General features: G+C 35.4%; 25 protein-coding genes. 10 read left to right on the plus strand and 15 right to left on the minus strand.

Going from position 1 to position 23,269, the window contains the following annotated elements; genetic code table 11:
• Positions 1 to 62 precede the first annotated feature (62 nt).
• A complete protein-coding gene (gene pdeM, locus M2373_RS01710) occupies positions 63 to 707 on the plus strand; it encodes a ligase-associated DNA damage response endonuclease PdeM (RefSeq protein ID WP_259106786.1) in 645 nt (214 codons plus the stop codon).
• 1 nt (position 708) lies between these two features.
• On the opposite strand, the gene M2373_RS01715 is transcribed toward pdeM, so the two are convergent.
• On the minus strand, positions 709 to 1,875 hold the full coding sequence (locus M2373_RS01715) for a dipeptidase (protein ID WP_259106788.1): 1,167 nt from the start codon (positions 1,873 to 1,875) through the stop codon (positions 709 to 711).
• Positions 1,876 to 2,047: 172 nt separating this feature from the next.
• Between M2373_RS01715 and M2373_RS01720 the strand changes: the two genes are divergently transcribed.
• A complete protein-coding gene (locus tag M2373_RS01720) occupies positions 2,048 to 2,779 on the plus strand; it encodes an MBL fold metallo-hydrolase (protein WP_259106791.1) in 732 nt (243 codons plus the stop codon).
• Between the two features lie 12 nt (positions 2,780 to 2,791).
• Here M2373_RS01720 and M2373_RS01725 read toward each other — a convergent pair whose 3' ends face one another.
• Complete coding sequence (locus M2373_RS01725; protein ID WP_259106793.1) at positions 2,792 to 3,133, minus strand: hypothetical protein; 342 nt, start codon at positions 3,131 to 3,133, stop codon at positions 2,792 to 2,794.
• Between the two features lie 660 nt (positions 3,134 to 3,793).
• Here M2373_RS01725 and M2373_RS01730 point away from each other — a divergent pair.
• Positions 3,794 to 4,252, plus strand: a complete 459-nt coding sequence (locus M2373_RS01730) for a PPC domain-containing DNA-binding protein (protein ID WP_259106795.1) — start codon at positions 3,794 to 3,796, stop codon at positions 4,250 to 4,252.
• On the opposite strand, the gene bioA is transcribed toward M2373_RS01730, so the two are convergent.
• The 5 genes from bioA to M2373_RS01755 are packed head-to-tail and all read right to left on the minus strand — an operon-like array spanning position 4,229 to position 8,829.
• The gene (gene bioA, locus M2373_RS01735) at positions 4,229 to 5,515 is read right to left on the minus strand and encodes an adenosylmethionine--8-amino-7-oxononanoate transaminase (protein ID WP_259106797.1); all 1,287 of its coding nucleotides are present in this window, start codon (positions 5,513 to 5,515) and stop codon (positions 4,229 to 4,231) included. The genes M2373_RS01730 and bioA overlap by 24 nt on opposite strands.
• Positions 5,503 to 6,498 (minus strand): biotin synthase BioB, encoded by a 996-nt coding sequence (gene bioB, locus M2373_RS01740; RefSeq protein WP_259106799.1) that lies wholly within the window; start codon positions 6,496 to 6,498, stop codon positions 5,503 to 5,505. Before bioB ends, bioA begins: the two co-directional genes overlap by 13 nt.
• 3 nt (positions 6,499 to 6,501) lie before the next feature.
• Entirely contained in the window at positions 6,502 to 7,110 is a 609-nt protein-coding gene (gene bioD / locus M2373_RS01745; protein ID WP_259106800.1) for a dethiobiotin synthase, read from the minus strand.
• 2 nt (positions 7,111 to 7,112) lie between these two features.
• A complete protein-coding gene (locus M2373_RS01750) occupies positions 7,113 to 8,213 on the minus strand; it encodes a pyridoxal phosphate-dependent aminotransferase family protein (protein WP_259106801.1) in 1,101 nt (366 codons plus the stop codon).
• Entirely contained in the window at positions 8,206 to 8,829 is a 624-nt protein-coding gene (locus M2373_RS01755) for a hypothetical protein (RefSeq protein ID WP_259106802.1), read from the minus strand. The genes M2373_RS01750 and M2373_RS01755 overlap by 8 nt, the downstream gene beginning before the upstream one ends.
• Before the next feature lie 64 nt (positions 8,830 to 8,893).
• Here M2373_RS01755 and M2373_RS01760 point away from each other — a divergent pair, with 64 nt between their 5' ends.
• The 5 genes from M2373_RS01760 to M2373_RS01780 are packed head-to-tail and all read left to right on the plus strand — an operon-like array spanning position 8,894 to position 12,204.
• Entirely contained in the window at positions 8,894 to 10,378 is a 1,485-nt protein-coding gene (locus M2373_RS01760; protein WP_259106803.1) for a PLP-dependent aminotransferase family protein, read from the plus strand.
• 44 nt (positions 10,379 to 10,422) lie between these two features.
• Entirely contained in the window at positions 10,423 to 11,013 is a 591-nt protein-coding gene (locus M2373_RS01765) for a TetR/AcrR family transcriptional regulator (RefSeq protein ID WP_259106805.1), read from the plus strand.
• A 29-nt stretch (positions 11,014 to 11,042) separates the two neighbouring features.
• Positions 11,043 to 11,543, plus strand: a complete 501-nt coding sequence (locus tag M2373_RS01770) for a hypothetical protein (protein WP_259106806.1) — start codon at positions 11,043 to 11,045, stop codon at positions 11,541 to 11,543.
• 2 nt (positions 11,544 to 11,545) lie between these two features.
• Positions 11,546 to 11,848 carry a DUF3817 domain-containing protein gene (locus M2373_RS01775; protein WP_259106808.1) on the plus strand — a complete coding sequence of 101 codons (303 nt, stop codon included), beginning with the start codon at positions 11,546 to 11,548 and terminating at the stop codon, positions 11,846 to 11,848.
• Positions 11,845 to 12,204 (plus strand): rhodanese-like domain-containing protein, encoded by a 360-nt coding sequence (locus tag M2373_RS01780; RefSeq protein ID WP_259106809.1) that lies wholly within the window; start codon positions 11,845 to 11,847, stop codon positions 12,202 to 12,204. The genes M2373_RS01775 and M2373_RS01780 overlap by 4 nt, the downstream gene beginning before the upstream one ends.
• A 67-nt stretch (positions 12,205 to 12,271) precedes the next feature.
• Here the strand turns inward: M2373_RS01780 and M2373_RS01785 are convergent, their stop codons facing one another.
• From M2373_RS01785 to M2373_RS01805, 5 genes are all read right to left on the minus strand, one after another.
• Positions 12,272 to 12,940: a hypothetical protein gene (locus M2373_RS01785; protein WP_259106811.1), complete on the minus strand. Its 669-nt coding sequence runs from the start codon at positions 12,938 to 12,940 to the stop codon at positions 12,272 to 12,274.
• A gap of 35 nt (positions 12,941 to 12,975) precedes the next feature.
• Complete coding sequence (locus tag M2373_RS01790; protein WP_259106814.1) at positions 12,976 to 13,626, minus strand: NADPH-dependent F420 reductase; 651 nt, start codon at positions 13,624 to 13,626, stop codon at positions 12,976 to 12,978.
• A gap of 88 nt (positions 13,627 to 13,714) precedes the next feature.
• Positions 13,715 to 14,323, minus strand: coding sequence for a Crp/Fnr family transcriptional regulator (locus M2373_RS01795; RefSeq protein WP_259106816.1), 609 nt, complete (start codon positions 14,321 to 14,323; stop codon positions 13,715 to 13,717).
• A 101-nt stretch (positions 14,324 to 14,424) separates the two neighbouring features.
• Positions 14,425 to 15,249, minus strand: coding sequence for a tyrosine-protein phosphatase (locus tag M2373_RS01800; RefSeq protein WP_259106818.1), 825 nt, complete (start codon positions 15,247 to 15,249; stop codon positions 14,425 to 14,427).
• 9 nt (positions 15,250 to 15,258) lie between these two features.
• Positions 15,259 to 18,150: a TonB-dependent receptor gene (locus M2373_RS01805; RefSeq protein WP_259106820.1), complete on the minus strand. Its 2,892-nt coding sequence runs from the start codon at positions 18,148 to 18,150 to the stop codon at positions 15,259 to 15,261.
• 257 nt (positions 18,151 to 18,407) lie between these two features.
• Here M2373_RS01805 and M2373_RS01810 point away from each other — a divergent pair, with 257 nt between their 5' ends.
• Positions 18,408 to 19,565: an AraC family transcriptional regulator gene (locus tag M2373_RS01810; RefSeq protein ID WP_259106822.1), complete on the plus strand. Its 1,158-nt coding sequence runs from the start codon at positions 18,408 to 18,410 to the stop codon at positions 19,563 to 19,565.
• A 148-nt stretch (positions 19,566 to 19,713) separates the two neighbouring features.
• Here the strand turns inward: M2373_RS01810 and M2373_RS01815 are convergent, their stop codons facing one another.
• Together M2373_RS01815 and M2373_RS01820 are read right to left on the minus strand one after the other, a co-directional pair.
• The gene (locus tag M2373_RS01815; protein WP_259106824.1) at positions 19,714 to 20,664 is read right to left on the minus strand and encodes a nitrilase family protein; all 951 of its coding nucleotides are present in this window, start codon (positions 20,662 to 20,664) and stop codon (positions 19,714 to 19,716) included.
• 65 nt (positions 20,665 to 20,729) lie between these two features.
• Positions 20,730 to 21,533, minus strand: a complete 804-nt coding sequence (locus tag M2373_RS01820) for a response regulator transcription factor (RefSeq protein WP_259106826.1) — start codon at positions 21,531 to 21,533, stop codon at positions 20,730 to 20,732.
• A gap of 155 nt (positions 21,534 to 21,688) precedes the next feature.
• Here M2373_RS01820 and M2373_RS01825 point away from each other — a divergent pair, with 155 nt between their 5' ends.
• On the plus strand, positions 21,689 to 22,198 hold the full coding sequence (locus M2373_RS01825; protein WP_259106828.1) for a pyridoxamine 5'-phosphate oxidase family protein: 510 nt from the start codon (positions 21,689 to 21,691) through the stop codon (positions 22,196 to 22,198).
• A gap of 67 nt (positions 22,199 to 22,265) precedes the next feature.
• Here M2373_RS01825 and M2373_RS01830 read toward each other — a convergent pair whose 3' ends face one another.
• Positions 22,266 to 23,243: a phytanoyl-CoA dioxygenase family protein gene (locus tag M2373_RS01830; protein WP_259106830.1), complete on the minus strand. Its 978-nt coding sequence runs from the start codon at positions 23,241 to 23,243 to the stop codon at positions 22,266 to 22,268.
• Positions 23,244 to 23,269 lie beyond the last annotated feature (26 nt).

The following is a 23,269-nucleotide window of genomic DNA, read 5'->3' on the forward strand; positions in this document are numbered from 1 at the left end:
AATAATAATAATAATATGATTACTTTCTGAATAACAGAAATTGTTAAATTGTACATTTAAACATGAAAATAGTAACAAAAAATATACCTATTCAAAACGAAATTTTCACCATAACCAATCAGCGTGCGGCATTCTGGGAAAAAGAAAAAGCATTAATACTATCCGATTTACATATTGGGAAAACAGCTCATTTCAGAAAAAATGGCATTGCACTCGCCAATGAGATTATGAAAAATGATCTGAACCGATTATCCATTCTGATAACATATTTTAATCCAGAAAAATTGATAGTTGTAGGTGATTTGTTACATGCAGGAGACAATTCTGATGTAGATGAATTTTGTAACTGGAGAAACCGCTATCCCGATTTGCAGTTTTATCTCATAGAAGGAAATCATGATAAAATTTCTCAGGCAGTGGAGGCTAAATTATGCTTAAGTTCTAAATCTAAGCACATAGAAATCAATGAGTTTTATTTCATTCATGATTTTGATAAAAAGATAGAGAATTTTCAAATTACAGGACACATACATCCGGGCATTACCCTACATTCTGCTATAAAAAATATTAGGCTGCCCTGTTATGTATTAACGTCAAACCAGCTTTTGCTTCCTGCTTTCAGTGAATTTACAGGTCTGGATACCAAGAATATTCCTAAAGGAGGTCAGTTTTTTGTCTTTACAGACACTGAAATTTATGAAATTTAAATTATTTAGTAGCGTTACCAAAAACCCTGCAGTAATTTCCACCTCCGATCTTCCCTATTTCATCTTCTGTAAAACCGGTTTTCAGCAAAGCATCGACGACGGCAAAATAAAAGCCTTCATTTTGGTTTTTCCATGCAAGATTAGTACGTTCACCTACTCTTTCTTCTTTTTTTCCTGTGAAATTTTCATTTTGTTTTGGTTGCTGCTCATTCGGAGATCTGTATGCGGGAGTCAATTTTGTGTCTGTCCCGATACACACATGATCAATGCCTGTAATATCTGCCAAAGCTCTTACATTTTGCGCATATTCCAAAGGCGTTTCTGCCAAATGCGTCCAGACTCCAATAACTCCGCCTGTTTCTGCAACAATCTTTGCCTGCTCTTTACTGATGAGCCTTGGTTTCATCATTTTAGCCATCATTTCATTTTTTCCAAGTTGGGAATCTAGCCCGGTATGAGAAATTAAAACAGGTTTTACAGTCTTTTTAATGGCCATATTAATGGTTTCATTATTAGCATGGGCAAGATCTATAAGGATACCCAAAGCATTACATTCTTTAATAATGTCAGCACCAAAAGAAGTAAGACCTCCAAATTGAGGAGAATTGGTATAAACATCACCTAGCGGAACAGAAGCGTTGTTATCATGAAGTAGCCCAAGCTGGCGCAATCCCCTTTCATATGCAATTTGCAGGCGATCCAATTTGCCTTCCAGAAAATGTCCGCCTTCTACAGATTGAATAACTGTAGGAATCTTTTTTTGATGATAAGATTGTAAATCAGATAAATTCAGCGAACGTTGAATATCATTATCCTTCAGAATTCTATCCATTTCATCCAAACCTGTAGTAAACCTGCTGTATGCATCTCCTTCATTCTTTAGCTTTTGATAGTCAACGGCAAAAGTCATACTTATAGCTGACAATCCGGATTTCTTAATTTCTCCTTTCAGATCTACTTTAGAGCCAGGCGATTCTTTAAAATTCAGAGCAACATCAATATGATTATGAGTATCAATCCCAATAGTATTGGCTACGATTTTTGCCACGCGCGGATCAATTTCAGAAACGGTCCAGGATAACAGAGGATTAAGCATCATTACGGTTCCTGCTCCGCCAAGTGTCGTTAAAAATTTTCTACGCGACCATTGTTGTGACTGATTTTTCATGAGTTTACTGGTTTTCTAAAATATCGAAAGTTAATCGATTACATTCTTTGATAGGCATTGATCACAAATGTTAAATCAGTTTTGAAATAATTTTGATATTATCGGTTTTAACGATGGTTTATATCGAAAAAAAACGTTTTACAGATTTAGAAATAATCAAGAAATTTGCGGTATGAAGATCATCCCATTAAAAGAAGGCAATTTTTCAACGGATAAAGTAAAAGACTTTACCCTTCTGACAGATGAAAACAAAGATACAGTTAAAGGTATCAAAATGTCTGTTCAGCCCTTTCTGATCATTACAGAGAACGATTATATCCTGTTGGATGCCGGAATAGGATGGAAAAATGAAAAAGGTCAGGTCGTACTGCTGGAAATTTTAAAAGAAAACAATATTCTTCCGGGACAGATTACAAAACTCCTGCTTTCTCATCTTCATAAAGATCATATTGAAACGTCTATAACAAGAACTGAAACCGGTTTTGAGCCTACTTTCCCGAACGCGGAAATATACATTCAGAGGAGAGAGCTCGATTTTGCCCTGGAAAATAAAGGAAATCATTCTTTTGATTTTGATACCCTGGAAAAGCTGATTCAGCTGCCTAATATTACTTGGATGGAAGATGATCAGGGGAAAATAAGTGACGAAATTTCCTACGAAGTGGTAGGTGGACATACGCCTTATATGCAGATTTTCCGGATTTCCGAAAATGATGAAACCGTTTTCTATGGTGCAGATGACCTTCCTCAGGCTTCTTATTTGAAGTATCATTTGGCCTATAAAAGCGATTTTGATGGCAGAAAAGCAATGGAACTGAGATTAAAATGGCAACAAGAAGCTATAGGTAACCATTGGAAAGTGCTGTTGTATCATGATCTTGACAATGCAGTGTTGGAACTATAAAAAAAAAATGGTTTAAATATCATTAAACCATTTATAAATATCTGTTTCAGAAGGAATATTTAGTTTTTTCCGCAATCTGTTTTTTCTGTTTTGTATCGCCTTGGGAGTTACAAAAGTATATGTTGCAATCTCTTTTGTGGTAAGGTTCAATTTCAAATAAATACAGAAAATAAGTTCCGAATTTTTAAGATTAGGCTGTATTGCTGAAATTTTTTCAAAAAAATCAGGATAAACCAATCTGAATTTATTTAAAAGACGAGGGGAATTTTGTTTAGCTAATGCTAATATTTCATCTTGTACAATAATTTTTTCGTTTAAATCTTCTAAATTGAATTTAGGTTTTTCGTTTTTCATAATATTTTTCTCATCTCTACTAACTTCTGTTACAGTTCTTTTTTCGCACAGAATAAATCTATTGGGTCTCTAAACCTCATTTTTTGAAATCTATAAAAATGTACTTTTTCGCCATTGAGGTTACATTATTTTTGTCGGTCTACAGCATCTTTATTTTTAGTTTTATTCATCAATAATCAGTAATGTATTTTACAATTTTCTTCGTGTAGTTAAAATTATTCTAATAAAATGTATTACGAAATTTTAATATAGACAAAGAAATAAAAAATGATTAAAATTTTACTCAATTAAAATACCACATACATACCACGTGAAGATGATAAATAAACCTTCTCTTCTATTTTGTAGCTAGGAATTTCAAATGTATGGGAAACTTTGTTTTTTTTTTATGATTACAATCAATAACGGGTATTAAATATGTGTATTTGTGGTATCGATGTGGTACCATTTTCTATAATAATTATAGAAAATTATTATTTCTTTACTATTCAAAATTTATATACATTTATTGAAAATAAAACACGTTTTTATTATAAAAATAGTAAATTTAACAAAATAACCACATGTTTAGTTGAATAAACTATAAAATAACTAAATAATAAAAATTTATAAATGATTAAGAAAGATTTATGTTAAAATTTTAATCAATTAAGAATTAATATGAATCTACAGTTTTTTAAGGGCAGTTTTTGGTCTGCTCAGAAAATAGAAAGCACTTATATTGTGAGTGTTAATGAGGGAATGAGCATCATTGACGGTCTTTCAGATTTTCTCAAAACTCAAAAAATTAAAAACGGAAAAATTTCGGGAATAGGATTTATGAATGACGTCAGCATCCGATATTTTGATCCGATATCCCAAAAATATGTTGATCAGGTACTGAATGGTTTGGTAGAGTTATCTGAAATTTCCGGAAATATTTCAGAGATGAACGGAAAGCCAATGTTGTATCTCCGGATCAATTTACATATTGACGGATATACAACATTGACAGGTCAGCTTTTAGAAGCAAAAGTTTGTGGAAAAGCCGAGTTTTTTATGCACGCCCTGGACAGCCAGATGGTTAATTTTAAAAATAAAATTTTAAATTTAAACCTAAACAACTGGAGCTGCAGCTAATTTTTCTACGACTTCTATAATATTTTGATAAATAAAATCCAATTCTCCGGAGGTAATGCAATATGGCGGAACAAGGTACATTACATTGCCCAGAGGACGGATAATAATTCCTCTGTCTAAAAATTCTTTATAGAATACTTTTCCTATCGTATTAAAATAGGAAGTTTCATGGCTGGTTTTAACTTCCCATGCAATAATAGTCCCGGTTTGCCGAACATTTTCAATGTTTTCGTGCTTTTTGAGCACTTCTGAAAATTGAGCGTGCTGTTCGGTAATTCTCCGGATATTTTTTTGTGTTTCTTTTTCCAACAGCAGCTCCATACTCGCTAAAGCTGCAGTACATGAAAGAGGATTTGCAGTGAAAGAGTGTCCATGGAAAAGTGTTTTAGACTGGTCATCAGATAAAAAAGCATTGTAAATCTCATTAGTACACGTGGTAATTCCCATAGGCAAAGTACCACCCGTAAGACCTTTCGAAAAACACATGATATCAGGTTTTTCTGAAAGATGGTTGGCTGCAAAAAGCTCTCCTGTCCTTCCAAATCCGGTAAAAACTTCATCCTGAATCATTAAAATCCCCGACTCTCTGCATGCTTTCATCAGCCGATCAAGATCTTCTGCTTTGTACATCAGCATTCCTGCAGCTCCCTGAATTAACGGTTCAAAAATAAAACAGGCTACTTCATCTGCTATATTTTTGATTTCGGACTGTAAATTTTCTAAATTTTCTGAAGTTGGCGTATCAATAAAAATAACTTCAAAAAGCATTTCACCAAAAGGTTGCGTCCAGGTTCCTCTTCCGCTTACTGCCATCGCTCCGAAAGTATCCCCATGATAAGCATTTTTAAAAGCAAGAATTTTCGTTTTCTTTTTCCCTTGATTCTGGGTATACTGAATGCTCATTTTTAAGGCTACTTCAACAGCAGTCGATCCGTTATCGGAGTAGAAAACTTTTTTCTGACGGTCGGGTAATATCTGCAGCAGCTTTTCAGAAAGCAAGGTCGCCGGCTTATGGGTAAAACCTGCAAAAATTACCTGTTCCAAAGTATTCAGCTGTTCAAATATCTTTTGGGCGATATAAGGATTTGCATGGCCATGTAACGTCACCCACCATGAAGAAACAGCATCAATATATTGTTTTCCCTGTTCATCAAAAAGATAAACGCCTTTTCCTTTTACAATCGGAATAATATCGTCTGCGGTTTTCATCTGAGTATAGGGATGCCAGTTGACTTCCCTGTCTCTTTCTTTTAAACTGAGCATGATTCCTTCTTATTTTCTTTGACCATTGGTTTTAATCCTAAAGTATTCAGCAGCTGCATATCCTCTGACACTCCTGGATTTGGCGTAACCAAAAGTGTTTCTCTCTCCCCCGTAAAAATTGAATTTGCACCTGCCATAAAGCACCATCCCTGTTCAAACTCTGTCATTTCTACTCTTCCTGCACTTAGTCTTACCATGGAAGAAGGCATTACAATTCTAGCCGTAGCAATCATTCTTACCATTTCCCAGGTATCTACTTTCGGGTTATTTTCCAAAGGTGTTCCTGCCACTCTTGCCAGTGCATTAATAGGAACAGATTCCGGATGTTTAGGCATGGTTGCCAATGTTAAAAGCATTGAAATCCGGTCTTTATGTGTTTCTCCAAGTCCGATAATTCCGCCTGAACAAACGGTAATTCCTGCTTTTCTTACATGATTGATAGTGTTTACTCTGTTATCAAAAGTACGGGTAGAAATAATTTCGTCATAATATTGTTCTGAAGTATCAAGATTGTGGTTATAAGCGTACAATCCGGCCTCCTGAAGTCGAATTGCCTGTTCTTCTGTCAGCATTCCAAGGGTACAGCATACTTCCAGACCCAACTCATTAACTCCTTTTACCATATCGATCACGCGATCAAAATCACGGTTGTTACGCACTTCACGCCACGCTGCAGCCATACAGAAACGCGACGAGCCGTTATCCTTTGCTTTTTGAGCATGTTCAATGACTTTTTCTGTTGGCAACAATGCCTGAACTTTAATATTGGTATGATATCGGGCTGCCTGCCCGCAATAAGAACAGTCTTCAGGACATCCTCCTGTTTTTATTGATAATAAAGTAGACATCTGAATTTCTTCAGGATTATGCCATTCACGGTGAACGGTTGCCGCTTTATAGACCAGTTCCAGCAAAGGAGAATGGTAAATATCTTCTATTTCCTGTTTGGTCCAGTCATTTCTCAATTTTGTTTTTTTATCCATTATCTAATTTTTGTTAATTGTTTTTGATATCATTTCTATATTTTCCTGATCCAGTTTTTTAAGATCCGGAATTTTAATAATTTCAGTATCTGATGTTAAAAAATTACAAATGACACGTTCTGTATCTTTTGGAAAATCCCCATTAAGAATCAGATATTTCAGATTTATCTTTTTTTGATGTAAAGCCATCACTGACAATAAAGTGTGATTAATACACCCTAAATAATTTCTTACTACCAGTGCAACGGGAATGTTTAATTTTTCTATAAGATCTATAATAAATTCCTGATCAGAAAGTGGAACCATCAACCCTCCGGCACCCTCTACGATAAGATTTTTTGTCGTTTGAGGTAATTTAAAATCGTTGACGGATATATTCACATTTTCCTGCAATGCCGACTGATGCGGCGAAGCAGCCAATTGTAGCCGATATATTTCAGGATGACAGAATACATCTCCCCCAACCCATTCTTTGATTTTCATCGTATCGGAATAATGAAGGTCACCTGACTGAATCGGTTTCCAGTAATCGGCATTAAAATATTTCGTTAAAATGGCCGAACAGACTGTTTTACCAACTTCTGTCCCAATACCTGTTACAAATAATTTCATATCTATATAAATTCTTTAATCGTGTCGGTAAGCTTTGTTATTTCTTCTTCAGTATTGAAACTGTGGAGGCAAATTCTTAAACGTTCTGTCCCTTTTTTAACAGTAGGACTGTAAACAGCATAACTTATTAATCCGTTTTCAAATAAGGTTTGCTGTATTTTACGTAAACGTTCGTTATCAGGCATTAAAACAGCCTGAACCGGACTATTTCCCGATGATAATGACATCAAGTTCTGATTTCGGAAAATTTTAATATTATTTTGTAAATGCATTGATATTTTTTGATTTAATGCTAAAAAATCATATCCTGTTTTTATGCTGATCCCATGAAAATCCGGTGATGAAGTGGTATAGATAAAGGGAGATGCAAAGTTGATGAGATAAGACTTTATCAATTCGCTGCTTAGAATAGCTGCGCCGTGCATTCCTAAGGCTTTACCATACGTAATCACAGTCGCAAAAACCCTGTTTTGGAGTTGATTCTGGTTAACCAACCCTTTTCCAAAAACCCCGAAAGCATGAGCTTCATCCACAATCAAATAAGCAGAATATTTCTCTGCTAATTCACATATTTCATCAAGAGGAGCCCCATCTCCATCCATGGAATATAGGCTTTCAACGGCAATATAGCAGTTCCTTTTTTGTCTTTTCAGAACATTTTCCAGACTCTCAGGATCATTATGCCTGAACTTTATTTTTTTTGCATGTGACATAGCGCAGGCATCATGAACAGATCTGTGGATGAATTCATCTACAATAATGGTATCGTGACGGCTTGGCAGTGTTGAAAACAATGCTAAATTGGCATTATAACCGGAAGGAAAAAGCAGCGCCGATTCATATTGATGTTCTTTTGCTATAAATGCTTCAATTTCAGTTACAATCATACTATTTCCGCTGATCAGCCTTGATCCCGTACTTCCGGAAAGAATTTCCGGGTTTTCGATGATTTTCATGAGCAAGAGGTCCTGCAATTCTCTGTTTCGGGCAAAACCCAGGTAATCATTTGAATAAAAATCAACTCCTTTTTTGGGGGGCTTAAGAATTCTTAGTATCCCTTCCTCTTTCCTTTTGTCTAAAGCCTGCTGAAAATGACTAAGCATATCTTACTTGCGAAATTTCTTCTGCAATAGCCTTAATCCATTGTTCATGCAATTCTTTTTCTATGCTTAAAATTTCCTCAGCATGAATTTGCCAGTCGTCCGAAAACTCATTCAGCTGACTGATCATTTCTTCCAGATGCCCTTCTTCTTCCAGAATAATAGATTTTACCATTATTTTTGAAGATGTTTTGGTAAGTATTTCCTGATAAACAGGATACAATTCATCTGCACGAACTTCAATAGCATAAGTCACAAATAGATACGCTGCATATTTCAATTCTTCTTTTGTCAGAGAGAAAACTTGTTGTAAATATCTGCAGGCTTTTATGTCCAGAGCGTGCAGATACTGGCGGGTTGCAACCGGAGCGAGCAGTTCTTCTTTTCTGTAATTTTTACAAAGCTCAGGACTAATTTTTCCGATTTGTTTTTTCAGATAATAAGCATGACGATGTTCTTCTGCTGCATGTTTTAACTGAATTAAATCAACCTTAAAAGGATGTTCACAGGCAGATATTTTTCGAGCTCCGGCATTTTCCATAAACGAAAGTGTATTCAGCCATCTGGCATGCGCTTCGTTGGTTTGGACGATTTTTTCTAAAAGCTGATAAAATTCCATTATATTTTGTTTGGTTCAAAAGTAGTATATTGCCGGATGGTTCATTGGTGCCAGTTTTAATATTATGGATAGTCCGGTTGAAATTCCTTATAAAAGTTTTGTAAAAATTGATAGAAAATCAAGCAGTTCGATTTATATGCAAATCGCCAATCAATTGATTAATGCTATTCAGAGAGGTTACCTTCCCTTCGGAACCAAACTTCCGGGAACAAGATCTTTAAGCTCTATTCTTGAAGTACACAGAAATACCATTGTTTCTGCTTATGACGAATTACTGGCACAGGGCTGGATAGAAAGCCGTCCTAATAAAGGAACATTTATCATCGGAAAAGAAGAAAATAAAATATTGCAGAAGGATTTCGAACAGAATACACTTAATCATTATCCGAAATCAGCTGGTTTTACGTTCAAAACATCCAATATTTTAGATAATCCTTTCGAACACTCAACCTGTGAGTATGTTTTTAATGACGGTGCTCCGGACATCCGTTTAACACAAATAGACCAGCATTCAAGGATTTACAGTTCTACTCTTAAAAGAAGAGCACATAAAATAGGACATTATAATCAGGATGGAAGCGAATTTTTTAAGAAGAACCTATCTCAATACTTAAATTTGTCACGAGGACTGCCTATTTCTAAAAATAATGTTCTTATTACCCGGAGTACAGAAATGAGTATTTATATTGTTTCAGAAATTCTGCTTTCCGAAGGTGATACCGTGCTTGTAGGTGAATTAAGTTATTTTTCTGTGAATATGATTTTTCAGCGAAAAGGTGTCAATATTATTTCAATTCCCATTGATGATGACGGAATTAACGTGGAAGAAGTGCGAAAAATCTGTCAGAAACAAAAAATCAGGATGCTTTATCTTACCCCTCACCATCACTACCCGACAACGGTTACCCTGAGTGCCCAAAGGCGACTGGAGCTGCTGAACCTATCCAATACCTATGGTTTTGTTATTCTTGAGGATGATTATGATTATGATTTTCATTATGACAAAAGCCCGCTCCTTCCATTGGCAAGTGCAGATACCGGAGGAATGGTTATTTACATCGGTTCGTTCGGGAAATCTCTTGCCCCAGGCTTCCGTACCGGATTTATTGTTGCCCCGGAAAACCTAATGATCGAAATGCGTAAACATCTTGGAATCATTGACCGGCAGGGAGATGTGGTCATGGAGCATGTATTGGGCGAAATGATTGATGAAGGAGAAATCAACCGTTATCTGAAAAAATCTATCAAAATCTATCAGGAACGCAGAGATTATTTTACAGAACTTTTAGGGAAATATCTCGGAGATTATATTCGTTTTCAAATCCCATCGGGAGGACTTGCCATTTGGATTGAATGGACCCAGCCTATTAATTTAATGCAGCTCAGCCGGGTTTGTGTCCAGAATAATCTTTTCATTCCCAAAACTTTACTCTACCAGAATAAAAATCTTACCGCAATGCGGCTTGGTTTTGGCAATTTAACCTTCATTGAAATGGAAAACTGTATGAAGATCCTTTCCGAATGTGTTTTTGAGGTTTTAAAGAATTAAGATAAAAATCGTTTCTTTGTACAAAATTTTTCAGTCTTAATTGTATGAAAAAATCGGAAGCTACCCGTCTTACTATTCTTCAGAAAGCATTTGAACTGATCTATGTGAATGGATATCAGACGACCAGTGTGGACGAAATCATTGCTACAACCCAGGTTACAAAAGGAGCTTTCTATTATCATTTTAAAACCAAAGACGAAATGGGGCTTGCCATCATCAACGAGCTCATGATCCCCAACTTCAAAAACACTTTTATTAAACCCTTTCAAAGCATTGAAAATCCAATTGATACAATTTATAACTTAATGTATTATTTATTAATTGAAAATGAAAGTTTAAAGGTTGAATATGGCTGCCCTGCTTCAAATTTTACTCAGGAAATGGCTCCCTGGAATATCGATTTCACCAAAGCCTTAAACCAGCTTTCCCTGCAATGGGAAAATGCCATGATTGAAGCAGTTGAAAAAGGAAAAGAAAACGGAACCATCAAACCGGATGTGAATGCTAAAGAAGTTGCAGTTTTTACTATTTCCGGATATTGGGGGGTCAGAAATTTAGGAAAATTAGAAAATTCAAAATCAGTTTATCTTATTTATTTAAAAGGACTTAAGTCTTATTTTGACACACTGAAATAATTTTTTCACCAAAAAACATACTAATTAGTATGTTTTTATTATACCTTTGTCCTGTTCATAAAAATTTGATCATGTACCAGAGCCTTACCTTTCTCCACTCCATTTTCCGATGGTTGGTTTTATTGAGTTTAGCCTACTCAATCTTCCGAGCCTGCAAAGGATATTTTTCGAATAAAGCATTTTCAAAATCAGATAATTCCTTACAGCACTGGACGGCTACCATTGCTCATATCCAGCTGGTTCTTGGAATTACATTATACTCTCAAAGCCCGATCATTAAATATTTCTGGAAAAACTTTAATGAGGCGAAAGAATCGTTTGATCTTTTATTTTTTGGATTAATTCACATGTCTCTGATGCTGCTTTCTATAGTTCTTATTACGATAGGCTCATCGATTTCCAAAAGAAAATCGACTGATAAAGAGAAGTTTAAAATAATGTTAATTTATTTTATCATTGCATTAATCATCATTTTCATCGCGATTCCATGGCCCTTCTCTCCTCTTGCTAACAGACCTTATTTCAGATAATTATGACTCATTTATTTAAAACTAAAATCGGACGTTTGAGAATCATTGCCATTCTTGAAGGTATTTCATTGTTAACGTTAGTATTCGTAGCTGTTCCATTGAAATATGGATTTGACAATCCTTCACTTGTAAAAATGATGGGACCCATTCATGGATCGCTATTTCTGCTGTTTTTATTCAACACATTAAGTGTCGGGGTTGAACAAAACTGGAAGTTTAAAGATACAACCTGGAAAGTCCTACTAGCATGCATCATTCCGTTTGGAACATTTTATATCGACAGAAAAATATTAAGTAAATTATGAAAACTATATTAACTTTTTGTGGAATTATTTTGGCAATTTATACTGTTTACCGGGTATATATTTATCAAACACTTGACAACGGTTTAGACAAATTAATTAAAAACGGAGCTGTGATTCTCGATGTAAGAACTGAAAAAGAATTCGAAACCGGACATATCAAAGGTTCTCAAAATATTTCTTTAGGGACAATCCGGGAAAGGTATGTTGAGCTTGATCCAAATAAAACATACATCACAGTTTGTTCACACGGCTTAAGAAGTGTAAAAGTTGAAAATATTTTAAAAGAAAAAGGCTTTAAAAATGTTCATAACGGTGGAGCGTGGAGTGATTTGCAAAAAAGCCTGGGTTTAAAATAAAATTTCGGAAGTGAATATTTTCACTTCCGAAATGACTAACAGATTGGAAACTAAACGATAATTCTGTTTAATATCTTGTGATTTTCAGATCTTTAAAGTATCCTACCGTTCCGATATCCACCCAAAGACCTATGCTTCCGGATCTGGAATTGCCTTTTCGTTCATTCACAATAAATGAAGGAAATTTCTGATCATTTACGTACAGGATAGCTCTGCCGTTTTGTACTTCAATCTTTAACTTGATCCATTCTTGTAATCCCGTATCGGCATAGGTTTCATATTGTCCCTTAAATTCCGGCTGTCGTAACTTTTCAAACTTAAAATCGGGATATGCATAATATTGTACACTGTGATTTCTTGCAAACTGTTGCTCAGATCTGCCCGCTTTCGGTCGTAAATAAATCGATTCAAAGGCAGAATTATCTTTGTTAATCGAGAAAGCCAAACCTATAAACCCTTGAGCAAATTCAAATGGCGAAGGGTCCTGAATCTGGCTATATACCTTTACTTCTATGGTTCCGTTTTCAAAATCTTTGTTTTTTAATTTTACAAAAGTCGGTTCATCTACCGTCTTTTCCAGATGATTGATATCAAAAGGAATTTTATTTAAATCTCTTTTTAATTTCAACACCTTTTCGCCTTCAAAATCAATAACAGAAGCTTTTACGTTTGAAATTTCAAATTCTTTACGCTCAAATTGTATGGTCTGAGCAAAATAATTAATACCTGACATCATGAAAATTATTAATGATAAAATTTTATTGGTAAACATTATAATTTCTTTTTTGCTTCGGCCAATGTTACCGGTTTTCCTAACGCTCCAAATTCATGAAGATCCCCAAAAACCTCAATTCTGACTGACTGATCAATTCCTCCTATTTTTAAAGGCACAAAACCAATATCTGTAATCAAATCTTCTGCATCAGAATTTATACTCTCATCATCTGTTGCATAAAATAAAACTGCCTTTTCGGATGTTTTATAAGCTGATTTCATTAATGATTCCACTCCTAAAGTTCCTAATGCCTTAACCAGTTTTGCACTTTTAGGCAAAAATGAACTAATAATCTCTCCTGCAGATTCTTTTTCTCCTATAATTTTTCTGAAGCCTCCATTTTCATCCGGAGCAATCGGATTCGACGGATCAACAATAATTTTCCCTTCTAAATCTGAAGAATATTCTTTTAAAAATCCTTCAAATGCTTCAAATGGGATAGCTAAAATGATGATATCAGCATACTTTACAGCTGCCGGAATATCATTTGGCTGAACCTTATTTCCCCATTTTTCTGATAATTTTTGAGCTTTTTCAAAATTTCTGTCAGCAACGATAAATTGAACTTCTGATTTTGCAAGATTTCCGGCGACTGCCTGTCCGATATTTCCCAAACCGATCACGGCTACTTTTGATGTTGTTTTCATTATATTTCTTTTAAAATGTATCATGCAAATTTCCATCAGAAAGAAACTTTTTCCAATGAACTGAATTAAGAAATATTATTAATCTGGATTAAGATTTTCCTTTAAGAATTTTACGTTTAAGCTTACTGAAAAACTCAGGCGTAATTCCTAAAAATGAAGCAATCTGAATTTGTGGCAACCGGTTGGAAAGATGAGAATAGGTTTCAATGAAAGACAAATAGCGTTCTTCAGCCGTCGAACTGATATTTTGTAACAGACGGTTTTGAAGGGTAACAAAACTGTTTTCAATTAAAACCCGAAATATTCGATCAAACTTTGGAGCAGAAGTATAAAGTCTGATCAGGTTTTCATAGCTGATTTGCAAAACCATGGTATCCTCCAATGCATCAATACTCAGTTCTGAAGGTTTTCTTTTATGAAAACTTCCGATATCAACGATCCACCAGTTTTCGGAAGCAAATTGTATAATGTGTGTATTTCCTTTTTCATCAACTTTGTACATGCGGGCACAGCCCCGAACTACAAAGCTAAATTGATGACAGACATCGTTTTCCTGCAAAATATATTGCTTCTTCCTGTATAGTCTTGGTTTAAAAAGCTCTCGCACCAGCAGAGATTCATCATCATTCAGAGGAATTAATGAATTAAAATAGTCAATCAAAGGCTCTGTTGACGGAAGTACCGGTTTTTCCTGCATGGTAAGGTTTATGAATACAAATGTAATTAATCTTAAAAAAATAAGCCATCCCAAATTTGAGACAGCCTATTCCTTTTAAATCTAACTGAGTTGTTTGAAAATTATTTTGTGTATTTCTGCTTTAAAACAGCAATTTCTCTAGGACCGATACCCATTTCGACCTGGAAAAAATTTTCTATACTTCCGTATTTTTTATTAATGGCAGCAAAGAAATTCCGAATCAATTCAGGTCGAAGTTCCATTTGCTGTTTGATTTCCTCTTCGGTCATTCCTGCCATTTTTGAAAGTCCGGAGTACATCCCTCTCATTGTAGGATTTTTTGCCAGATACACGTTAGAAGCTACATAATCGCTTTCAATAACATCCTGCGGCACTCCTAAAATTTTCAGGAACAATGCTGAAGCCATTCCCGTTCTGTCGCGACCTCCAGTACAATGAAAAAGCAATGCTTCATCCGGTTTCAATATTAATAACTGGACAAATAAACTTCTGTATCGTTCTCCAAAATAAGGGATTCCACCATCTCCGTACATATCGAACAGAAAGTTTTTGTCTTTCAAAAATTTTACCATATCCTGTGCAGTCGGAAGATTATTACTTCCTGCAGGACAAAGAATGTAGTTTGTATTTTCAGGAAGTCTGTCCTGTGCTTTTTTAGCCTCTTCAACTCCTCTGAAATCTACTACGGTAACGATTTTTTTATCTTTAAATGTTTTTAAATCTTTATCGGTAAGCTTATCTATTGCGTCACTTCTGAAAACTTTACCCAATGTAACTTCCTTTCCGTCTGTTGTTTTATATCCACCTGCATCTCTGAAATTGTATGCTCCTTCCATTTTTACCATTCTGCGAAGACTGTCTTTGATTTGTGCATTTGCTGTTGCTCCAAAAGCAATAATTGCTGCTGTTAATACTATTTTTTTCATATATAAATTTTAAAATATTTGCCAACGAACTCCCAGTTGCCCTCTGCTTCCGTACCATTCGTTTGACGTTATTCTCTTTTTGTTATCTCCCATATAAAGTCTTAAGCTTTCGTTGCTTAAATTATTCAGTTCAACAAATAATTTCACTTTTTTGCTGATGTCATAGCTTGCAGAAAAATCAATGGTAAAGTTTTTATCAGACCAGATATAATAATCCGGACCTAAGTTCTGATTAATGGTTTCTACAGATTTTCCTCTGTAATTTCCTGCAAGACGGATCATTATTTTGTTACTTTCATAATATAAAATTGCATTGAACAGGTTTTTAGACTGATTCGGAAGCGTTGTTTTGTCAGAATACTGAACACCGTTTGCGGTTCTTGGGACTTCAACACTTGAATTGATCAATGTATAATTGAATTCGACACCGAAGCCGCTCCAAAATCCGGGTAAAAAGTCCAGACGCTTATTAATTCCTACTTCAAATCCCAGCAAATTGGAATCCTGCAGGTTTTTAGCCTGAGTCACCATATAGTCGGTTCCGTTAAGATTCATCACAGAAGTATCGGAAAAGACTATATCTGAGATTTTTTTGTAAAAAACACCTCCCGAAAGAATTCCGATATTGTTAAAATAATACTCACCCATCAAATCAAAATTATGACTGAAAGTTGGCTTCAAATCGGGATTTCCTCTTGTAATTTTAAAAGGATTTGATGTATTATCAATACTCGATCCCGGAGACATATCTCCAAAATTAGGTCTGATAAATGATCGTGTATAGGCAAAACGCAGGTTTGCTTTTGGTGAAAAATTATAACGTAAATGAAGCATAGGAAGAAAAGCATTATAATTGCTTTCTACGATCGATTCACTGATTACTGTTGTTGCCGGAGTTCCCTCTTTAGTTGCTTTTGCGCCGTTTAAAGTCAGCCTGGTGATTTCATTTCTGAAACCTCCTACAATTTTAAATTTATCGCTTGCTTTAATCTCAGCCATTGCGTATGCTGCAAAAACATTTTCTTCACCTGTATAAACGCTTGTGGCATTGGTTTCTGAATTTGAGAAATTTCCAAAATTATTCTGCTGTAAGAACTCAGGAGAAAACATCTGAAAAAGCTGATCTTTTGTCGGAGGATTCATAACGTACTGACTGTAATCTCCATTCATTCCGTTTAAGAAAGCTGTTCCCTTGGGAGCATCAGTTGTTCCAAGCTGAGAAAGGCTTAAAAGAGAAGAGGTTGTAGGAACGAAAACTGCATTATATCCAAAACTGCTGTTTCTATCCTTTTCTCGGTATTTTGCTCCAATTTTTAGGGTAATATTTGAATTAAGATCATATTTCACATTCAATCTGGCAATTTTATCTCTTTCGTTGTTATCCAGTTTTGAAATGACCAGTTGAGAAAGCAATAATTTATCGGCATTCATCACTTCATTAGGATTAGCTGTATCTGAGCTGTAATCAAGATATTCACCACCAATTCCGTTTGGTGAATCAAAGCCCCAATACCTTTTTCCGTCGCTTGAAAGATTGGTAAAACCTCCTATTATTTTCTGCCTGAAAGTGGCAATCGGAAGTCCTTTAATATCGTTGGCAGGTGGCGTATCAAGAAAATATTTCGTATGATAATCACTTAGCATCCAGTCGATATTCAATTTTGATGAAATGCTGTGCTCACCTCCCAGTTCCATACCGTATAATTCTGTCTGATAGTGGGAATACCTGAAATTGTACTGATAGCGAGTATTAGTATAATCTACATACGATTCGTAAACCGGACGGATATCATCAAATTTATTGAACATTCCGCGGAAATAGATTTTATTATTTGGATTAAATTTATACTCAAGTCCACCATTCAAACCTATCGTTCGTCTCGTTCCCATGTATCGTTTCATCATGACTGTGCTGATGGATTTTCTCTGTGATTCATTGGCAGATGCCGTATTATATGTCACATCAAATGAATCTGCTCCCCATTGTCTGTCCCAGATCGCTCCCGAAAGAATTACCCCCAGCTTATTTTTGAAAAAACGGTCTCCATAGACGATTGAACCGTTATAGGTGGCATTTTGTGAAAATGTATTATATCCTCCTGCTCCACTTACACTCAAAGTTTTCCTGGCAGGAGCAGTTCTTGTGATAAAATTGATGCTTCCACCGATTGCATCACCATCCATATCAGGAGTTACAGCTTTTGAAACCTGTACAAACTGTATCAATTCTGAAGGAATAACATCTAAAACGAATGATCTGTTTCCTAATACATTGGCACTTGGGAGTCGATTTCCATTGAATAATGCCGACGTCCATGCGAAAGGAGTTCCACGGACTGTCGCCTGATCTGCTTCACCGTGATATCTGGCCACAGCAACTCCCTGTACTCTCTGTACAGCTTCTGCAGCGTTTCTGTCCGGAAGTTTCCCGATGGCATCAGCAGCAATAACTTCCATGATGGCATTGTTATTTTTCTTGATTTCATAAGCTTTTGACTGCGTTAATGCATTGGGTCTCGCAATAACAACTTCCTGAATGTCATTTACTTTATCTTTATTCTTTTTTTCGTCGGGAGCAATCGTGATATAGCCAACATCATTTGTTCCTTCTTTTATCGTCAGCGGAAAAATTTTTGTTTCATAACCTATGTATTCCACTTTAATATGGATTTCTCCTAATTTGGGTGCAAGAAGATTAAAATCTCCGTCTAATGAAGAAACAGCTTTCGCATCTGCATCGACAATCGAAATATTGGCGCCGGGAAGTACTCCGTTTGTTTTACCAACAACAGTTCCTTTGATAGTCTGCGCATGAATGGTTCCAAAAGATGCCATCAGGAAAAATGCAGAAATCTGTATGATCCGGGATTTTTGTTTTGAGAAACCAATAGAATTATTCATAGATTTTTTTCTGGCAAAATTGAGCGAATCAAATTTCAGTTTCGTCCAGAAGAAAAAACCATATTTACAAACGTGTCACTCGTTGGATTGACTCTTTTATAATATTGATTTACAAATATTTAACCCAAATAAACTATTTGTTATTTATTTATGAACAAAATATTAAATGCTTAATTAAATTTTTAATAGATAAATAACAGACTTCAGCATGATAAAATAAAGATTTTGTATTTATTTTGTGAAAACCTAAAGGAAGAATGCAATATATAGTAATTATCGGGGCTTTTCAGGCATTGATCGCACTTTGGCTTTTACAGTTCAGAGAGAAAAAATCATCCTCAAATTACCTTTTTATCTGTTTACTTTCTGCCATTGCCGTACATCTGATTATCAAGTTTGTTATTTTTAATTTTATCCCTGATGAAAGTATCAGACAGCAGATGAATACGTTTATCGGAGCTTGTTATGGACCTTTGATTTATCTGTATACTCTGACCAAAATAAAAAAGGACTTTTCCGTTGCCAAGAAATGGTTCACTTTTTTACCGTTTTTCACACTGATGATAGGTTATTTAACGGTTTCCTGTGTGTTTTTTGTCCTTAACCGCGTAGATCAGAAACTTCTTGATTTTTATAATGATTTCAGTCTGACGGTACTTTTTACCATCAATCTATATTATCCTTTAAAAAGTATCCTGATCATCAATAGATCTCAACATAAAGCGATTGAAAAAACTGAATATGATGTCATTACAAGAATTTCATCCTGCATTCTTTTAATGGAATTGTGTGTCATTATTTCAAAAATCCTGCTGTATGCATATCCGGAAGAAGCCCAGCTTATTAATACTTCAATAAGAACCGCAGCCTATTTCTTATTATTGATTATATGCCTTTTAATTGTTAGAAAAAGCCTTGGAACTGAAATTGCAATCCCGACTAAAAATAATTCTGAAAATGATCATAAAATCCCGGTCAATATCAGTATTAATTCCCCAAATATATCACTGAATACCATTGACTACGAAATAAAATTCAGTGCACTTTGGCATAAAATGGATTTGTCTGTGAAGCAAAAACAACTGTATCGGGATTGCGACCTCAATCTTGATCAATTGGCTTTACAAACAGAAATCAATAAATATCAGATCAGCGAAATGCTGAATGGTTACAAACACAAACCTTTTTATCGATACATTAACGAATACAGAATCGAATATTTCAAAAATCTGGTAGAAAAAGCAATTGAGGAAAATGAAACTATTAATTTTTTATCTTTTGCTTATGAAGCGGGTTTTAAATCAAAATCATCATTCAACCGTTATTTTAAAGAAATAACAGGCAAAACACCCTCTGAATATTACAAAAACCTGAAAGAATCTGCTTTTGAAAATTTATACAGAGGAAGTGCCTGAACATAATTACACTGCTTAGCAAAAATGCGGAGTTTTAATCGAGAATGTAATTGAAATGTCTATTGCTTAAGTTTTAGAATCATTGTAAAACTTTTACATGCAATATGTCATCAAGCCTCTTTCTTCAGCTTTCATCTTATACATCTGTTTAATTATTTTCCGGAAGCCATACCACTTTCTGGATCGATTGATGCTCCTTTCCGAGAATATCTTTATAAAGTTCGGGCTTTCTTGCTTCAATATATCTGTAACCACCCGCCTGAATGAGTTTTTCCGGACTAAGCACCGCCGTCTCGAAACTGTCTTCCCATGATCTGCATTCGGCAATAATATCACCAAAAGGATCGATAATCATTGAGCATCCGTTTTTTAACTGATCATCATCCATCCCGACAGGATTAGAAAAAACAATATAAATTCCATTATCATACGCTCTTGCAGGAAGCCACTTCATCAGCCAGTCTCGTCCTTTCATTCCGTTGAATTCAAGACGTAATGAGGTCGGATCTTTTTCTTTGTTTTCCCAAAGTGAAGGATCTACAAAACCGGCTCCGGGTCTTGAAGAGGGAGTTCCCATTGTCACATGAGGCATAAAAATAATATCTGCGCCCAGCAGTCTTGTAGCTCTTACATTTTCAATAATATTGTTATCATAACAAATAAGGATACCGCACTTCCAACCGTGGATTTCAAAAACACAGTATTCATTTCCGGCTGTAAGATGCGGATTGATAAAAGGGTGAATTTTTCTATACTTTGCTATTAATCCGTTCTTATCTACACACACATACGCTTTGTAAAGATGATTTTCTTTATCCTTCTCAAAAAGACCTGCAAGAATGGTTATATTATATTTTGAAGCTATTTGCTGAAGTCTTTGAATGCTTTCACCTTCAGGGATAACTTCAGCAATCTCCAGCAACTGTTCTTTACTCAGTTTTCGGGCAAAGGTATACCCCGTCACTGAACATTCATGGAATACGATAACCTGAGAGCCCTTCTCGGCCGCTTGTTTAGAAAGCTTTTCTATCACAGAAAGATTATACTCTTTATCGCCACTTTTATTTTCAAACTGAGCTGTAGAAATTTTGATATTCATTTTTTTTTACGCAAATCTAGAAGATACCATCTTCCAAAAATTGTAAAAATCCGACATCCATTATATTAGATTTCAATGAAATTGACAGCCAGTTTATTTTTTATTTTCAGGTATTCTTTCGGGGTAAGACCTGTATTATTTTTAAATTCTTTAATGAGGTGAGATTGGTCAGAATAGCCTGCACTATAAGAGAGGCCGGCAAGGTTTTCATTCTTATCAGATGTCTTCATTAATCCCAGAAAATAATGCAGTCGTATGATATTGCAGTATTTTTTTGGAGAAATACCGATATGTTCTGCAAATTTCCTTTCAATCTGCCGTTCCGAATAACCTGTAAAATGCTCAAGCTCCTTCATAGAAACCTCTCCTTTTTTTTGTAAAATAAACAATAGAGAGGCTCTGATGATATTGTAGCCGGTATTTGCTTTTTGATGAATGGCCTTTGTAAAATATTCGTTCAGCGATCCGATGATTGATTGTGGATTTTCTTTATTGAAAAGTTTTTCCTGAAAAGAATCCAGTTCATTTTTGACAAGATCTTCCGCCGGAATTATACTGTTTCTGGCTTCTTTAGCCGAAATCCCCGAAAGGATGTTCAGAAAATAGGGCTGAAAGATAACGGCAATGAAAGAAAAACTTCCCTGGATATGTAAATCTTTATAGGAGTCCGGTTGGCCGTAAAAAAATGACAATGGCATTTTCGAAGCCTGTTGACTATTATACATAGTACGATCATCCGAAAGAATCAGCCCTGTATTTCCATCGCTAAACAGTCTCAACTTTTTAATATCAGCAGTCTCTTGTTGATTCTCAAGAAAAATATAATGTTTGATGTACGGAGTCAGATGTTTAGGAGGAGCGGTCTGCATACCTCAAAATTATATAAAATAAATGTAATCCTGAAAAATATATAATGAGGCTGTTTTTTGGTCAGGTTTTTGAATATTATAAGAATATAAATGATTTAATCTATTTTAATTCATTTTATTCTTAACATAAAACCAATCACTTAAAATATAATATTATGTCAAAAGAAAATCTCACCCATCTCGAAGCTATTAAAAAAATCAAAGAATTATCCGAAAGTGCAAAAATATGTATGTTTTGTACAGAGCTGGAAACATTGCCAATCAATTCACGCCCGATGGGCTTACAGGAAACTGACGATGAAGGAAATCTCTGGTTTATAAGCAGCGATGAAAGCAACAAAAATTTTGAAATAAAAGATGACCGCAGAGTGCAGTTATTTTTTATGAATAACAGTGATTATCAATACCTTTCTGTTTTTGGCGAAGCATCCATTTACAAAGATAAAACAACAATCGAAGACAAATGGTCACCAATGGCAAAAGCCTGGTTTGAGGAAGGAAAAGATGATCCGAAAGTTTCAATCATCCGTGTAGAACCCTCCGAAACTTATTACTGGGATACAAAAGTCGGTAAACTTGTAAGTCTTTTTAATTTTGTTTCGGCAGCCGTTACGGGAAAAACAACAGATAATTCCGACGGTGTAGAAGGCAATGCAACAATTTAAAAAAAGTATCTGATTAATTTAGCGACATAGAAAAAGCAGTGAAAATATTCACTGCTTTTTTGTCAAATTACCATTTATTAAGTCCAAGAAGTTTTTTTCCCAATTCCGAAAGCTCAGCAATCGGATAGTTTTTTTCTCTTTTTAAAGGATCTCCCGGAAATCCGTCTCCATCAGGACAAATTCTGTCGTGCCATGAATTCATTCTCCACTGGCGAAGTTCTTCGTTATCTTCATCTGCAGGAACCATTGATATATATTGGGCAATACGTACTTTATCTTCACTGTTATTGGCTCTTATCCCGTGCGGTTCCGAACTGTTGAAAATTAACAGATCACCGGCTTCCATTTTCACCTTTGTAGGTGTAAAGCCTGTTGTATCAGGGATAAAACGATGACGGTCTTCAGGCTGTGTAAGCTTCCAGGTGTCATAATCTCTGAATAATTCCGGAATACACTGGAATCCGCCCATATTTTCATCAGTCTGATCTGCCAGCGCTAAAACACCCTGTACATACTGAGGCTTTGTTTCAGGATCATAATCCCAGTGGATAAATCCTTTATATTCAAACCCGGGGCGAATCGGGAAATTAAGATTTGCTCTGTCGATGCTTACCCATAAATCATCAGTTCCCCAGATATCAGCAAATGCCTGATGTAACTTAGGAGCCTGGCGGTTTTCCCATAAAACAGGCGCATTATAGACTTCTACCATTCCGGCATTATTTAACTCCTTCATCTTATGTGCCGTTTGAGGAACGGTATACCAGGTTTCTTTATCGTTAGGATCTTTGCCTTCATATTCCCATAAAAATGCAGCGCTTTTGGCCGCCTGTTCTTTAGAAATAACATTTTTTACAACGATATATCCGTTTTCGATCCAGAATTTCCAGTCTTCTTCGGATAAAATTCTTAAAGGCTCATTATTGGGTCTTGTAGAAAGCTTAGGATTATTTTTTGTGATGGTAGAAGGGTTTCCGGGATTGGGTTCTCCCTTTTTTCCACCCATCATATTCATCATTGGTGCTGTTGCTAATTCATTTTCCATGTTTTTAAATATTTTGTTTGTTACTG

This window comes from Chryseobacterium sp. JUb7, from assembly GCF_024806495.1.
Taxonomy (GTDB): Bacteria; Bacteroidota; Bacteroidia; order Flavobacteriales; family Weeksellaceae; genus Chryseobacterium.